Source organism: Azonexus sp., assembly GCF_047638095.1.
In the GTDB taxonomy this organism is placed as follows: Bacteria; Pseudomonadota; Gammaproteobacteria; order Burkholderiales; family Rhodocyclaceae; genus Azonexus.
In genome coordinates this window covers 35,392-47,697 of the sequence record NZ_JBLJBW010000019.1, presented here as the reverse complement: position 1 = coordinate 47,697, position 12,306 = coordinate 35,392, and the positions used below count along the sequence as shown (strand labels likewise).

Genomic DNA, 12,306 nt, shown 5'->3' with positions numbered 1-12,306 from the left:
TCGCCGAACCAGGCGGTGTTGGAAAGATTGGCGAGGATGCCGGCGGCGGGCAGGGCGCGGATGATTTCTTCGCCGAACGCATCTTCATAGCAGATATTGGCCGCGACCTGATACGCCGTATCACCCGCACCGAAGGCAAAGCTGTCTTGCTGTGCCGGGCCGGCGGAAAAACTCGACATGGGGATGTTGGCTTGCGCCATGAACCAGGCAAAACCTGGCGGGATGAATTCGCCGAACGGTACCAGATGCTGTTTGTTATACACCTGCATCGGTGCCGCGCCCAGGCTGACGGCGCTGTTGAAATAAGCGCCGCGCGGCTGCCCGGTGAGGGTGCCGAGCAGAATATTGCCGCCGTGCGGGCGGGCAAGGGCGGCGAGTTCATCCAGATAGCCGTCCGGCAGGTGGTCGATGAAGGCGGGCAGGGCGGTTTCCGGTAGGATGGTCAGATCGGCCGGGTGACGGGCGATCAGTTCGCGGTAGAGGGCGAGCGTCTGGCCGAAGGCGGCCGGGTCGAATTTCATCTGCAGCGGGATATTGCCCTGCACCAGCGCGACTTTCAGCGTCGGGCCGTGCGCTTCGCTCCATTCGATCTGTTGCAGGCCGAAACCGGCCAGGCAGAGCAGGGCGGTGAGCGGCAGGCCGTGGCGGGGGCGGGCCAAGGCAGCAGCCAGCCAGGCGAGCAAGAAGGACAGGCCAAAAACGCCAAAAACCGGCGCAAAACCCGCCAGCGGGCTGGGCGGCGTCTGGCTGTAACCGAGCGCGAGCCAGGGAAAACCGGTAAAAACCCAGGCGCGCAGCCCGTCGGCGCCGGCAATCAAGGCGGCAAAAAATAGCGCGCGCTGCCAGAAGGTGGCGGGCCGGAAACGGCGGTAGAAGAAGCCGCTCAGGGCGGGATAGAGTGCCAGCACGGCGCAGAAGAGGAAAGTGGCCGGTGCCGCCAGCCCGGCGGGCATGCCGCCGAAAACGGAGAGGCTGACGAAAATCCAGGAGACACCGGCCAGAAAAAATCCCAGGCCGAACAGCCCCCCCGCGAGCGCCGCCCGGCGGGGGGAGGCGGCGCGTTCAAACAGCAGAAAGAGCCCCAGCCAGACGAGCGGCGCGGCCCAGAAAAACTCGAAGGGCGCAAAACACAGGATGCCGGTAACGCCCAGAACGAAGGGAAGCAGAGAGCCGGAAACGATCGGGTGGCGTAGCAGGGGCGGCATGCGCGTTCTTTAACCGGCGGGGGCGGGTTCTGGCGCAGGCGGGGCGACCAGCAGGGTGTACAGGCGGCGGCTGTCGGCGCGCAAGACCTGGAAGCGGATGCCGGAGAACGCGAAACATTCGTTGCGTTTGGGGACGTGGCCGAGTTCGCCCATTAGGAAACCGCCGATGGTGTCGAATTCCTCGTCCGGGAAATTCGTGCAGAAGGCGGTGTTGAAATCGGCGATGCTGGTGGTGGCCTTGACCCGGTAGCGGCCGCCCGTGTCGGCGCGGATGTTGTCGTGGGTTTCGTCGAAATCGTATTCGTCTTCGATGTCGCCGACGATCTGTTCGAGCACGTCCTCGATCGTCACCAGCCCGGCCATGCCGCCGTATTCGTTGACCACGATGGCCATGTGATTGCGCGAGACGCGAAATTCGCGCAGCAGCACATCCAGACGCTTCGATTCGGGGATGAACACGGCGGGGCGCAGCCACTGGCGTAAATCGAAATGCTCCGGCGCAGGCTGGCGCAGCAAATCTTTGGCCAGCAGGATGCCCAGCACGTTGTCGCGGTCGCCTTCGATCACCGGAAAGCGCGAATGGCCGGCGATGATGACGGTTTGGCGGATCACCTCGAAGGCGGCGTTGACGTCGATCACATCGGTCTGCGCGCGCGGAATCATCACCTCGGTGACCGGCGTTTCGGAAGCCGCCAGCGCACCCTGGATGATGCCCAGGGCATCGGCGTCGAGCAGATTCTTTTCGTGCGCCGCTTGCAAAATCTGCAGCAGCTGCGCCCTATCCTCGGGTTCGCGCAGCAGGAGCGATGAAAGACGTTCGATGAAAGAAGGTTTGTCCATGGCGCACCGAATCAAAGAGCGGCCGTGGCGCAGGGGAGAGCGTAAGGATCGCTGATGCCTAGGCGCGCGAGAATTTGTCTTTCCTCTTCTTCCATGGCCTCGGCGCTGGCATCGTCTTCGTGGTCCCAGCCTTGCAGGTGGAGGATGCCATGCACGGTGAGGTGCGCGTAGTGGGCGGCAAGCGTCTTGCCTTGTTCGGCGGCTTCGCGGGCGACGACTGCCGGGCAGAGAACGAGGTCGCCGACGGTGCGCGGCTCGTATTCGTAGGGGAAGGAGAGGACGTTGGTGGCGTAATCCTTGCCCCGGTAATCGCGGTTCAGGGCCTGGCCTTCTGCGCTCTCCACCAGGCGGATGGTGATGCTGCCGCCGCCCGTGAGCGCGGCGCGCGCCCAGTGCAGGAAATCGGCGCGCCGCGGTAAATCTTCGCGTGGGCAGACGCTCAGACAGGCATATTGCACGCTCAGATCAAGACGTGTGCTGGTGGTTTTCATAGGCTTCGACGATGCGGGCGACCAGTGGGTGACGCACGACATCTTCCTTACGAAAGTGGGTGAAGGCAATGCCGCGCACATCGTGCAGCACGTCGAGCGCTTCCTTGAGGCCGCTTTTCTGGCCTTTCGGCAGGTCGATCTGGGTGATGTCGCCGGTCACCACCGCCCGGGCGCCGATGCCGATACGGGTGAGGAACATCTTCATCTGTTCCGGCGTGGTGTTCTGTGCTTCGTCGAGAATGACGAAAGCGTGGTTGAGCGTGCGCCCGCGCATGAAGGCGAGCGGTGCAATTTCGATGGCGCGCTTTTCGTACAGCTTGGCCACCCGCTCGGCCCCCATCAAGTCATACAGAGCGTCGTACAGCGGACGCAGGTAGGGGTCGATTTTCTGCGTCAGGTCGCCGGGCAGAAAGCCGAGTCGTTCGCCGGCTTCCACTGCCGGCCGGGTGAGGATGATGCGCTCGACTAATTCACGCTCGAAGGCATCGACCGCACTCGCTACCGCCAGATAAGTTTTGCCGGTGCCGGCCGGGCCGATGCCAAAGGTGATGTCGTGCGCCTGGATGTGCTTGAGGTATTCCACCTGGCGCGGCGTGCGCCCGTGCACTTCATTTTTGCGCGTGATCAGACGCGGGCCGGTACTTGGGCTGAGATTCAGACTGAGATTCGGGCTGTCGCTTGCCGGATCGATGCGCTGCACCGGGGCGTTGAGTAGCTCGATCAAGCCCAGCTGAATGTCGTCGATCGACAAAGGCTGGCGCGCCAGGGCGTAAAAATGGCGCAAGGCGTCGGCCGTGCGCAGCGCATTCAGGCCGCTGATCGTAAAACGCTCGTTGCGGCGGCGGATGCTGACATCAAACCCGGTTTCGATCTGCCGGATGTTCTCGTCGAGCGGCCCGCAAAGCTGGGCGAGCTGGTTGTTGTCGAGCGGTGTCAGACTGATTTCGGTGTGGGGTAGGGGGGAAGGTTTTTCGTTCATCGGGCGGCCCTTAAATCTCCCGCGTCAGGATTTCGCCGCGCAGACTGTGCGACAGGGATTGCAGGATGCGCACCTCGACAAACTGGCCGATCAGGCGCGCGCTGTGGGCAGAGCCGCCGGCGAAATTGACGATGCGGTTGTTGTCGGTGCGCCCGGCCAGTTCATTGGCATCTTTTTTCGACGGCCCTTCCACCAGCACCCGCTGCACCGTGCCGACCATAGCCTGGCTGACCGCCTGTGCCAGTTCGTCGATACGCTTTTGCAGCCGCATCAGCCGCGCCGATTTCACTTCCGCCGGCGTGTCATCGACCAGATCGAGCGCCGGCGTGCCCGGGCGCGGGCTGTAGATGAAGCTGAAGGAAGCATCAAAGCCGACTTCGTCGATCAGTTTCATGGTTTTTTCGAAATCGGCGTCGGTCTCGCCGGGGAAGCCGACGATGAAATCGGTCGACAAGGCGATGTCCGGCCGCGCTGCGCGCAATTTGCGCACCACCGACTTGTATTCCAGCGCCGTGTAGCCGCGCTTCATCGCCGCCAGCACACGATCCGAACCTGCCTGCACCGGCAGATGCAGGTGCGACACCAGTTTGGGGACGGTGCGGTAGACATCGATCAGGCGCTGATTCATCTCGCAGGGGTGCGAGGTGGTGTAGCGGATGCGCTCGATGCCGGGAATCTCGGCGATGTATTCGATCAGCAGTGCCAGGTCGGCTTTTTCTTCGCTATTTCCTAGAGTATCGTCCATCGCGCCACGATAGGCATTGACGTTCTGCCCGAGTAAGGTGACTTCCTTGACGCCGTGCGTCGCCAGATCGGCGACTTCAGTCAGCACGTCGGCAAATGGCCGCGAAATTTCCTGGCCGCGCGTGTAGGGCACGATGCAGTAGGTGCAGAATTTGGAACAGCCTTCCATGATCGACACGAAGGCCGTCGCCCCCTTGATTTCCGCCGGGGGTAGGGCATCGAATTTCTCGATCTCCGGGAAGGACACATCCACCGCCGCCTTGCCCTTGCTTTTGCGTTCGGCAATCAACTGCGGCAAGCGGTGCAGGGTTTGCGGCCCGAACACCACATCGACATAGGGCGCGCGGCGCACAATGGCCTCGCCCTCTTGGCTGGCCACACAGCCGCCCACACCAATGACCAGGTTGGGATTCTTTTCCTTCAAGGGGCGCACCCGCCCCAGATCATGAAACACCTTCTCCTGCGCCTTCTCGCGCACCGAGCAGGTGTTGAACAAAATGATGTCGGCTTCTTCCGGATTGTCTGTTCTGACGATTTCCTCACTGGCATGGAGGATATCGACCATTTTCTCGGAGTCGTACTCGTTCATCTGGCACCCGAAAGTACGGATGAATAACTTTTTCGGCATGAATGATTTCTTGAAAATACGGGAAAACGCGCCACGAGTAGACGCGACAGCGCAGAGAGTTGCGAAAGTGAGGAGCGAAAATTGAGGGGGCGAATTATAACCCGGTTGACCACCCCCTCGCCCGCCCCTATAATTCGCGCCCTTAAGTCGCACCCCAGCGTGGTGATGTAGCTCAGACGGTTAGAGCGATGGATTCATAACCCATAGGTCGGCAGTTCGATTCTGCCCATCACCACCATCCATCAGGGCTCGGATAGTCTCCGGGCCCTTTTTCTTGCCTGAAATCCCCGCGCCACGCGGGGTTCTGGCCACCAGTGCTGCGGGTAGCCTGCCGCAAAATGTGGGGGAGCGTGTCATTTGGCACAGGGGCAAGAGGGGGGCGGGATTGGGTGGGATTGGCCGGAACCTAGCGGGACAGCGGGTTTCCGGGCGGGGTGGGGGTTTTTTTGGCGGGGTGTTATTTGCGACGGGTTTTGGCGGGAATGCTCAAATAGTGCGCAGGTTTGAAAGTTATTTGGCACGCGACTGCGTGTGATCTGGACGGATTTGGACCGGGGAACCGGTCAGTAACGGGCTGGGGTGATTCCTGGCCCGTTTTGCGTCTACGCTCCGGGCAATCAGGCCGGCGCTTTTTTGCCCATGATGTACGTGTAGGTCTTACGAAGCTGATCGGTAGAGAGGTTTGCGAGCGAGTCAGCCTTGAAATTCTTTTTTATGTAGGGCTTGTAAGCATCCGGGTTGCGGAGCTCATTATTGCAACGCGCTTTGATGGCGCCGATTCTGGATTTACGCCAACCGTCATCCTTGGCCGGAGCTGAGGCCATTCCGCGCAAGATGGCCATTTGGCCTTTGATATAGGCCAGCGCGAGCGGGTAGTTCTCTGGTGCGATTAGATGGTAGGAGGTGGCCTTGGCGGCCTTGTTGATGCGCATCCAGGCGGCGCCGTCACTGAGCGGGGTTTTTTTGATGCTGCGATGCAGGGCAAGCCATTCGGCACGCGCTGCGGTCAGCTCGGCTTTTTGCGCCTCGGTAATCACGTTGTCGCCAGGCGTGACAACGATTTTAGGGCGTGGCGGCGGTTTGGCATGGGTGTGGTTGTGGATGTCGCCGCCGGCGATCTGGTGTGCCGCCACGCCGTCGCCATTGACGATGATGACATTACCAGCAGCTGGCGGCGTTGGCTTGGCGCGTGGCGTGCGCGGCTGCTTGGGCGCTGGCGGGCGTTTTGCCTCGGCAAACAAGGATTTGATTTCGGCAGTTTTTTTGTCGCGCTCAGTCATGTCTCTTCCTTTTCTGGGTGAATGTGTATGACATATTACGCCGGCTTCGAAGTGGGACAAACCCCCTTGTACTTTGTCCCACTTCGCATTTCACCATATGAAATGAGACAAAGTTCAACTCGTTGATTTGTAAACAAGTGGGACAAAGTGCGGGATAGGGGTTTGTCCCACTTCGCGGCCCGGTTTTAAGCGTAAAAACCGGGCTTTCAGGCGGCCAGGCGGAGCACGCTGGCAGCGTGTTTTTTGACCTGGGCCGGCTCGTCGGCGGCCAGTTCGGTGAGCAGTTCGACGGCGCGTAAAAACTTGTCGACGGGCAGGAATTTGCCGTGTTCGATCTGCCATTCCTGGACGATTTCCAGGGCCAGGCGACGGGCCTCTTCAGCGGGCGATGCGGAGCCCGATTTCACCTCGCGCCGACCCGTCAGGATGTACAGAACGTCACACCCTGCCGCTGCTGCCGCCTGCAAATAGGAACCGTCCGGTTCCCTCTCCCCACGCTCATAAAGGCCCTGGGTCTTCTTTGTAACGCCCATAGCTTCGCCGAACTCGGTCTGCGATAGACCTGTTCGCTCCCTTTCTTCGCGTAGTTTTTCGCCGTAGGAGTGCATTTGGTTCCAAATATCAGTTGACAGGGAACCGAACGGTTCCCATAATCCACTCAACAAAAACAAATTCATTGAATCTCAAACAAGGATAGAGCGAATGGACGAGAAACGCCAATTAAAGACCCCGGCCGAGGCCCGCGCGGAGTTCCGCCGGATTGGCAAGAGCATGAAGGCCTGGGCACGGGAACACGGGGTGCACCACGAAACGGTGTATCGGGTGCTGGACGGCAAGCGGAAGTGCGAGCGGGGCGACGCACACAAGGTCGCCGTGCTGCTTGGCATCAAGGACGGCGTGATCGTCGATTAAGCGGTTTCAAACGGGTTTTTCAACGCAGCACTTTTATAAAGGAAGCATCATGGACTCTCTCAAATCACTGCGCGTCAACCTCCGGGCGCTTTTGATGTTGGCGCGGCAGAACGACTGGTTTTTTCATTTCTGGGCCGCTGTGTCAAAAGATGCAATAGGCAGCTTCAAAGACACCGCTGCCGCCAAGGCGTTTATCGAGACGCTGCCGAGCGAAATGAATTACCTGGAATTGCGTCCGTACTTGTCTGGCAAGGCCTTGCTGGACGCGATCGAGTGCCTGGTTGGCGTGGATCATCGCGTCGCCGGCATGGTGCTGGCGGCGATGGCGCGCGAGATGTTTTTGCCGCACGTGCCAGCAGATCACCCGGCGCAACAGCCGTCCATTGAGCTACTTAATGCCTTGATGGATTACCTGCTGAAAAAATCGCCCGCTGAAATTTATATCGGCAAGGCGTTTTGCTATCGCATCCAGTACGGAACGACGCGCTCATCTGCCGGCACCGATACGAGATTTGAGCCGCTGTTCGAAGCCATGCCATCCAACGGGCTATGTTGCCCGATCGGCGAAGGGCGTTGGCACCTAGGAATGCACTGGGATTCGTTCGGCCGCTATCTGGCTTGCCAGCGCGACGGCTGGCAGCTGCTGGATGTTGCTGATGCAAACCTGGATGACTGTACGCTGGTCGACGGTGACCTGGTGACCGACCGTGAGGCGGCTCACAGGGTGCGCAGCATGGTCATCGACCCGCTCCGCGAAGCCATGACTGAAGGCGAGCTTGACGACCTGGAAGACGATCTTTGCGACTTGATCGACCGCGTTTTGCCGGCAGCGGTGTCCGTGGCACGGATCGAGGCCTGAGGCGGGGGCCGGGGCGATCATGGCGGAAATCAGAACCGTGACGGCAGCCGAGGCGCTGGGCCTGGGTTGGTTGGGGACGAAGGCGATCATGGCGGCGATGGGGTGTCCGAAACAGACCTTCAGCCGTTACACCGACCATCCAGACTTCCCGGCTCCGTCCGGCCAGATCAAGCCGGAATCCGGTCGCCCGGAAAACGCCTGGCTGGTGTCGGCGCTGCCGGAATCCATCTTGGTAAAAGGCAAGGCGGTGGCGGTGCGCGGCCCGGCAGAAGCCGCGTTGCACGCGGCGCTGCATGTGTCACCGCCTGCGCCCCGCCCTGAAACCGCCCTGGTTCCCGGCAGCGTGCCGGACCTGCCGGCGGTGGCCGATGTGCGGGGGCAGGTGCGGGCGGGCAAAGCCGATGCGGCGCTGACCGACAAGGAGCGTGCCCAGCGCGACGCGGGGGTGATTTTGTGCCGTGCGATCGAGGATGCCGTGGCGGCAACGAAGTGCTCCGTGAAACGGGCGTGTGCTGGACTGGCGGCGCGGCTGGTGGCGGGTGAGGCGCACGCCGACCTGGTGGCGGCGGCTTATCTGACCTACAGCAAGCCGCGCAAAGGCGCGCCGACGCTGGGTGGCGAGCAGGCGCTAGCGGGGCGTTTGCAGCGGATGTTCGGTTTTTTCGAGGCGGGTCGCAAGGTGGGTGACGTGGGGCGGTTTCTGGTGCCCGGCAAGCGGGAGAAAACCGGGCATAACCCGGCGCATGTCGCGGCGTTTCTGCGGTTTTTCTGCGACCCGCACCAGCCGCCGGTGACCGATGTGTATAAAAAGATGGTGCCGTACCTGGCTGAAAACGGCTTGCCGGAGGTGAGCTACAGCACGGTGACGCGCATTGAAAACGAATTGCCGGTGACGGTTAAGTACCGGGGCCGGGTAACGGGCAGCGCCTGGCGCAGCTTGAAGCCGTACGTCGAGCGCGATGTGTCGATGTTCTTTGCCAATGATATCTGGGTGGGTGACGGGCATAGCTTCAAGGCCAAGGTGCAGCACCCGATTCACGGGCAGCCTTTTACGCCGGAAATCACGATGGTGATTGACTGGGTGAGTCGCAAGATCGTGGGCTGGTCAGTGGCGCTGTCGGAATCGACGCTGGCGGTTTCGGATGCTTTCCGGCATGCGCAGATGCAGACGCGGGCGCGGCCGCTGGTTTATTACTCGGACAACGGCAGCGGCCAGACGGGCAAGCGCATTGACTGCCCGATTGCCGGGACGCTGGCGCGGCAGGGTATTCGGCACGAAACGGGGATTCCGGGCAACCCGCAGGCGCGGGGGATTCTGGAACGGCTGTGGCAGGTGGTGACGATTCCACTGGCGCGCACTTACCCCACCTGCACCTGGCGCGGCGCGGATGAAAACGCCACGACCAAGATGCTGAAGCTGCTGAACCGCAAGGACCAGGGCGGGGTGCGGATTCCGAGTTTTCGGGAACTGATCGACGATCTGGCGCGGGTGGTGGATGACTACAACCTGAACCATGCGCACCGCGAGCTGGGCGGGAAGGCGCCGGAGGATGTGTATCAGGAACGGATTGACCGGGATTCCATCGTCTTTGGCCCGAATGACCGCGAGCTGAACGAATTGTGGATGCCGGAAGTGCTGCGCTCGCCTTCGCGCGGGGTGGTGCAGCTGTTTGGCAATGAGTATTTCCGGCGTGACCTGGTGGATGTGCTGGCGGAGCGGGAAAAGGTGCGGGTGCGCTATGACCTGCACGACGCCAAGCGGGTATGGCTGTTCCGTCTGGACGGCACGGCGCTGGGCGAGGCGGAGTGGCACGGCCACCGGGTCGAGGCGTTCCCGGTGTCGGGGATGGACATGGACCGCAAGAGCCGGGCCGACGGAAAGATTCGGCGCGGGCAAAAGATCATCGCCGAGGCGCAGGCTGAGCTGGGTGACGTGTACGACGTGCTGCCGGAGCCGCAGGCGGCGGAGATCGACCTGATGCCACGCCTGAGCGACGAAGCGCTAGCGGCGGCGGAAGCGAAGCCGCAGCGCAAAAAGGATATGGACGTGCTGGAAATGGCGGCCTGGCTGTATGCCGACGAAATTGCCGAGATGGACAAGGATAACCGGAATAAAGGCGATGCCCTGATGGGCTAAACCAGGGAGTTGACCGCCGGCCAGTTGCCGCTAGCCGGGGTCATTTGCAGCAAGTGGGGAACCCCGCGAAACACCGTGAAGCACCGTAAAACACCACAGAAAGGGAGTGTATAAGATGAAGCACCACTTTGTAAAAACAGAAAACCACCGCCGGTTCGTGACGGCAGCGGCGATGCTGGCCGGGCGCGCGTCGCCTGAGCGCTGCATTTTGCCGGTGATCGGCAAGCCGGGCGTAGGCAAGACGCGCACGGTGGATAACTGGGGCAGCCTGAATGACGCGGTGTTCCTGGAAGGCATGCCGGGGATGAGCCCGCGTTATGTGCGGGATGCCCTGCTGGCTGAAACCGGGGTGCGGGCCAAGGGGAAGTTTGCCGAGGACGTGGCCTTTGTGGATTACTTTGCCAACGGCGGCGAGCCGCGCGCGATCATCCTGGATGAGTGCCAGCACGCTTTCCACAACAAGGCGGAGTGCATCGAATATCTGCGCCGGATTGCCGAAAAGGCGCAAACCACGCTGATTATTGTCTGCCACAGCTCGGAAAGCCGGCTGCTGGAAAAGTACGAGCACATCAAGACGCGGATTGGCTGCGTGTGCGACCTGCAGCCGCCGTCGCTGCAAGACACCGCGGAGTACACCCGCGAGCTGTGCGAGGTTGATATTGACGACGACCTGGTGGCGGAGGTGCACAAGCAAAGCGGCCACCGTTACCGGCTGATTGCGGACGCACTGGCCAACCTGGAAAGGGCGGCGGAAAACCTGGGCAAGACCCGCCTGGCGCTGGCGGATGTGGCCGGCATGCCGCTGTGTCAGGACTGGGAAAAAATCCTCAAGTCGAAAGGTGGCCGCTAATGGGAATCGCGCAAGAGGTTCTGTCCCTGATTTACACCGGAAAAACCGGCCTGGCCGCGCTTGCCGGGGCACTTGACCGTGACCGCGAGGCAGTCATCAACAGTGTGCAGCAGCTAAAAAAGCGCGGCCTGGTGATGATCGAGGCGCGTGGTGCGTACGCCATCACCGAAGCGGGCGCGGCCTGGGTGGAGAGTGGCAAGGTGATCCAGGGCGGGCAGGCGACGCCGCGTCCGCGCAAGGCGGCGCGGGGGCTGCGTCAGCGGGTGTGGTGGGTGATGCGTGCGCGCAAGAGCGCCACCTTGCAGGAGCTGGCGGCGACGCTTGCTGATGGCCACGAAAAGGACGCGGTGGGCAACTTGAGTCGCTACATGCTGGCGCTGGAGCGCGCCGGGTTCGTGACCGCGAAACAGCAGCGCACGGCGCATTGCGCACCGACCAGTAACGGCTGCAAACGCTACTTTCTGGCCCGTGATAACGGGCGCCTGGCGCCGGTGGTACGGCCTTCGATGGGGGTGGTGTACGACCCTAATCTGAACAAGACCTACGCGATGTTTGCGCGTGCCGAGGCGGCCGGGGAGGGGGTATGAGCGCCCTGCAAAGCCCCGCCATGGCCCTGTGCTTAGCCTTGCTGAACTCTGGCCAGAGCCGGCAGGCGATTGCGGAAGCTATTGGCTATAGCCGCCCGGCGGTGTCGCGCTACTTGCTGGGGACGTATGGCGAAGTGCGCGAGATCGAAGCGGCGATTCTCAACGCCTTTCTGGTGCGCGAGTGTCCGCATACCGGAGAAGTGGTGACGCCGGAGTTATGCAAGAAAAAAGCCCTGGCACCGCGCCCGTTTGGCGGCGCTGCCCGGCTGGCCTGGTGGTCAGCGTGTCAGGCGTGCTCACATAAACCGAAAGGAGTGAATCATGAGGGCTGAAACGATGAAGAGACCGGCGCGCAAGGTACTGATGCGCGGCCCTGAAATGAACAAGCGCGCGGCGGCGGTCGAAAGGTCGGAAGCGATGCTGGGTGGCCTGCAGAAGGCGGTGGCGTATCTGCTGCAGAACGGGGTGTATGTGATCGGCTTTGCTGGCCGCAGGAACGCGGCCGGGGTTGATGTGGTGACGGTGCAGGTGGCCCCCAGCGGCTATTTGCGCACCTTGTTTGGTGATGCGCTGTGGCTCAAGCAGCGGCGCGATGGTGCGCTGGTGACGCACATCTGGTTTGTCGAGCGCTTTGGTATTCGTATCGAATGGGAGGAAGTATGCGTGCATTGAGACCCCTGGTTCGCTTCGTGGCTTTGCCGCTGCGCGTGCTGCGCCGCTTGTCGCTGGCGCTGCGTTACTACCGCCACCTCAATTACTCCTGGCATCTGGCCTGGGCCAAATCGGAGCGCTGA

At 61.8% G+C, this 12,306-nt stretch carries 15 protein-coding genes and 1 tRNA gene; 9 read left to right on the top strand and 7 right to left on the bottom strand.

The features are described from left to right. The 5 genes from lnt to miaB form a co-directional block, all read right to left on the bottom strand. Positions 1–1,205: apolipoprotein N-acyltransferase (gene lnt, locus ACM62Q_RS07020; protein ID WP_415034959.1), on the bottom strand; the 1,205-nt coding region annotated here is incomplete at its 3' end. A 9-nt stretch (positions 1,206–1,214) separates the two neighbouring features. Next, complete coding sequence (locus tag ACM62Q_RS07015; RefSeq protein WP_415034957.1) at positions 1,215–2,045, bottom strand: HlyC/CorC family transporter; 831 nt, start codon at positions 2,043–2,045, stop codon at positions 1,215–1,217. An 11-nt stretch (positions 2,046–2,056) separates the two neighbouring features. After that, positions 2,057–2,536 carry an rRNA maturation RNase YbeY gene (ybeY, locus tag ACM62Q_RS07010; protein ID WP_415034955.1) on the bottom strand — a complete coding sequence of 160 codons (480 nt, stop codon included), beginning with the start codon at positions 2,534–2,536 and terminating at the stop codon, positions 2,057–2,059. Next, the gene (locus tag ACM62Q_RS07005; RefSeq protein ID WP_415034953.1) at positions 2,511–3,515 is read right to left on the bottom strand and encodes a PhoH family protein; all 1,005 of its coding nucleotides are present in this window, start codon (positions 3,513–3,515) and stop codon (positions 2,511–2,513) included. Before ACM62Q_RS07005 ends, ybeY begins: the two co-directional genes overlap by 26 nt. A 10-nt stretch (positions 3,516–3,525) precedes the next feature. Beyond that, positions 3,526–4,887 (bottom strand): tRNA (N6-isopentenyl adenosine(37)-C2)-methylthiotransferase MiaB, encoded by a 1,362-nt coding sequence (miaB, locus tag ACM62Q_RS07000; protein ID WP_415034951.1) that lies wholly within the window; start codon positions 4,885–4,887, stop codon positions 3,526–3,528. A gap of 161 nt (positions 4,888–5,048) precedes the next feature. Here miaB and ACM62Q_RS06995 point away from each other — a divergent pair. Further along, a tRNA-Met gene (locus tag ACM62Q_RS06995) sits at positions 5,049–5,125 on the top strand. A 379-nt stretch (positions 5,126–5,504) separates the two neighbouring features. Here the strand turns inward: ACM62Q_RS06995 and ACM62Q_RS06990 are convergent. Together ACM62Q_RS06990 and ACM62Q_RS06985 are read right to left on the bottom strand one after the other, a co-directional pair. Beyond that, positions 5,505–6,167 carry a hypothetical protein gene (locus ACM62Q_RS06990; RefSeq protein WP_415034949.1) on the bottom strand — a complete coding sequence of 221 codons (663 nt, stop codon included), beginning with the start codon at positions 6,165–6,167 and terminating at the stop codon, positions 5,505–5,507. 206 nt (positions 6,168–6,373) lie between these two features. Next, positions 6,374–6,844, bottom strand: a complete 471-nt coding sequence (locus ACM62Q_RS06985; protein ID WP_415034947.1) for a helix-turn-helix domain-containing protein — start codon at positions 6,842–6,844, stop codon at positions 6,374–6,376. Between the two features lie 25 nt (positions 6,845–6,869). Here ACM62Q_RS06985 and ACM62Q_RS06980 point away from each other — a divergent pair, with 25 nt between their 5' ends. From ACM62Q_RS06980 to ACM62Q_RS06945, 8 genes are all read left to right on the top strand, one after another. Next, a complete protein-coding gene (locus tag ACM62Q_RS06980; RefSeq protein WP_415034945.1) occupies positions 6,870–7,079 on the top strand; it encodes a DNA-binding protein in 210 nt (69 codons plus the stop codon). A 49-nt stretch (positions 7,080–7,128) separates the two neighbouring features. After that, a complete protein-coding gene (locus tag ACM62Q_RS06975; protein ID WP_415034943.1) occupies positions 7,129–7,938 on the top strand; it encodes a hypothetical protein in 810 nt (269 codons plus the stop codon). A gap of 19 nt (positions 7,939–7,957) precedes the next feature. Beyond that, the gene (locus ACM62Q_RS06970) at positions 7,958–10,075 is read left to right on the top strand and encodes a Mu transposase C-terminal domain-containing protein (protein ID WP_415034941.1); all 2,118 of its coding nucleotides are present in this window, start codon (positions 7,958–7,960) and stop codon (positions 10,073–10,075) included. Between the two features lie 157 nt (positions 10,076–10,232). Further along, the gene (locus tag ACM62Q_RS06965) at positions 10,233–10,925 is read left to right on the top strand and encodes an AAA family ATPase (protein ID WP_415034939.1); all 693 of its coding nucleotides are present in this window, start codon (positions 10,233–10,235) and stop codon (positions 10,923–10,925) included. After that, positions 10,925–11,512, top strand: a complete 588-nt coding sequence (locus ACM62Q_RS06960; RefSeq protein WP_415034937.1) for a hypothetical protein — start codon at positions 10,925–10,927, stop codon at positions 11,510–11,512. Before ACM62Q_RS06965 ends, ACM62Q_RS06960 begins: the two co-directional genes overlap by 1 nt. After that, positions 11,509–11,844 (top strand): hypothetical protein, encoded by a 336-nt coding sequence (locus ACM62Q_RS06955; RefSeq protein WP_415034935.1) that lies wholly within the window; start codon positions 11,509–11,511, stop codon positions 11,842–11,844. The genes ACM62Q_RS06960 and ACM62Q_RS06955 overlap by 4 nt, the downstream gene beginning before the upstream one ends. Continuing rightward, on the top strand, positions 11,834–12,184 hold the full coding sequence (locus ACM62Q_RS06950) for a hypothetical protein (RefSeq protein ID WP_415034933.1): 351 nt from the start codon (positions 11,834–11,836) through the stop codon (positions 12,182–12,184). The genes ACM62Q_RS06955 and ACM62Q_RS06950 overlap by 11 nt, the downstream gene beginning before the upstream one ends. After that, the gene (locus ACM62Q_RS06945; RefSeq protein WP_415034931.1) at positions 12,172–12,306 is read left to right on the top strand and encodes a hypothetical protein; all 135 of its coding nucleotides are present in this window, start codon (positions 12,172–12,174) and stop codon (positions 12,304–12,306) included. Before ACM62Q_RS06950 ends, ACM62Q_RS06945 begins: the two co-directional genes overlap by 13 nt.

Coding starts and splice junctions, on each gene's coding strand:
- ACM62Q_RS06980 (WP_415034945.1), top strand. CDS start 6,870: ATGGACGAGAAACGCCAATTAAAGACCCCGGCCGAGGCCCGCGCGGAG.
- miaB (WP_415034951.1), bottom strand. CDS start 4,887: ATGCCGAAAAAGTTATTCATCCGTACTTTCGGGTGCCAGATGAACGAG.
- ACM62Q_RS06985 (WP_415034947.1), bottom strand. CDS start 6,844: ATGAATTTGTTTTTGTTGAGTGGATTATGGGAACCGTTCGGTTCCCTG.
- ACM62Q_RS06975 (WP_415034943.1), top strand. CDS start 7,129: ATGGACTCTCTCAAATCACTGCGCGTCAACCTCCGGGCGCTTTTGATG.
- ACM62Q_RS06950 (WP_415034933.1), top strand. CDS start 11,834: ATGAGGGCTGAAACGATGAAGAGACCGGCGCGCAAGGTACTGATGCGC.
- ACM62Q_RS07005 (WP_415034953.1), bottom strand. CDS start 3,515: ATGAACGAAAAACCTTCCCCCCTACCCCACACCGAAATCAGTCTGACA.
- ACM62Q_RS06990 (WP_415034949.1), bottom strand. CDS start 6,167: ATGACTGAGCGCGACAAAAAAACTGCCGAAATCAAATCCTTGTTTGCC.
- ACM62Q_RS06970 (WP_415034941.1), top strand. CDS start 7,958: ATGGCGGAAATCAGAACCGTGACGGCAGCCGAGGCGCTGGGCCTGGGT.
- ACM62Q_RS07015 (WP_415034957.1), bottom strand. CDS start 2,045: ATGGACAAACCTTCTTTCATCGAACGTCTTTCATCGCTCCTGCTGCGC.
- ybeY (WP_415034955.1), bottom strand. CDS start 2,536: ATGAAAACCACCAGCACACGTCTTGATCTGAGCGTGCAATATGCCTGT.
- ACM62Q_RS06960 (WP_415034937.1), top strand. CDS start 10,925: ATGGGAATCGCGCAAGAGGTTCTGTCCCTGATTTACACCGGAAAAACC.
- ACM62Q_RS06945 (WP_415034931.1), top strand. CDS start 12,172: ATGCGTGCATTGAGACCCCTGGTTCGCTTCGTGGCTTTGCCGCTGCGC.
- ACM62Q_RS06955 (WP_415034935.1), top strand. CDS start 11,509: ATGAGCGCCCTGCAAAGCCCCGCCATGGCCCTGTGCTTAGCCTTGCTG.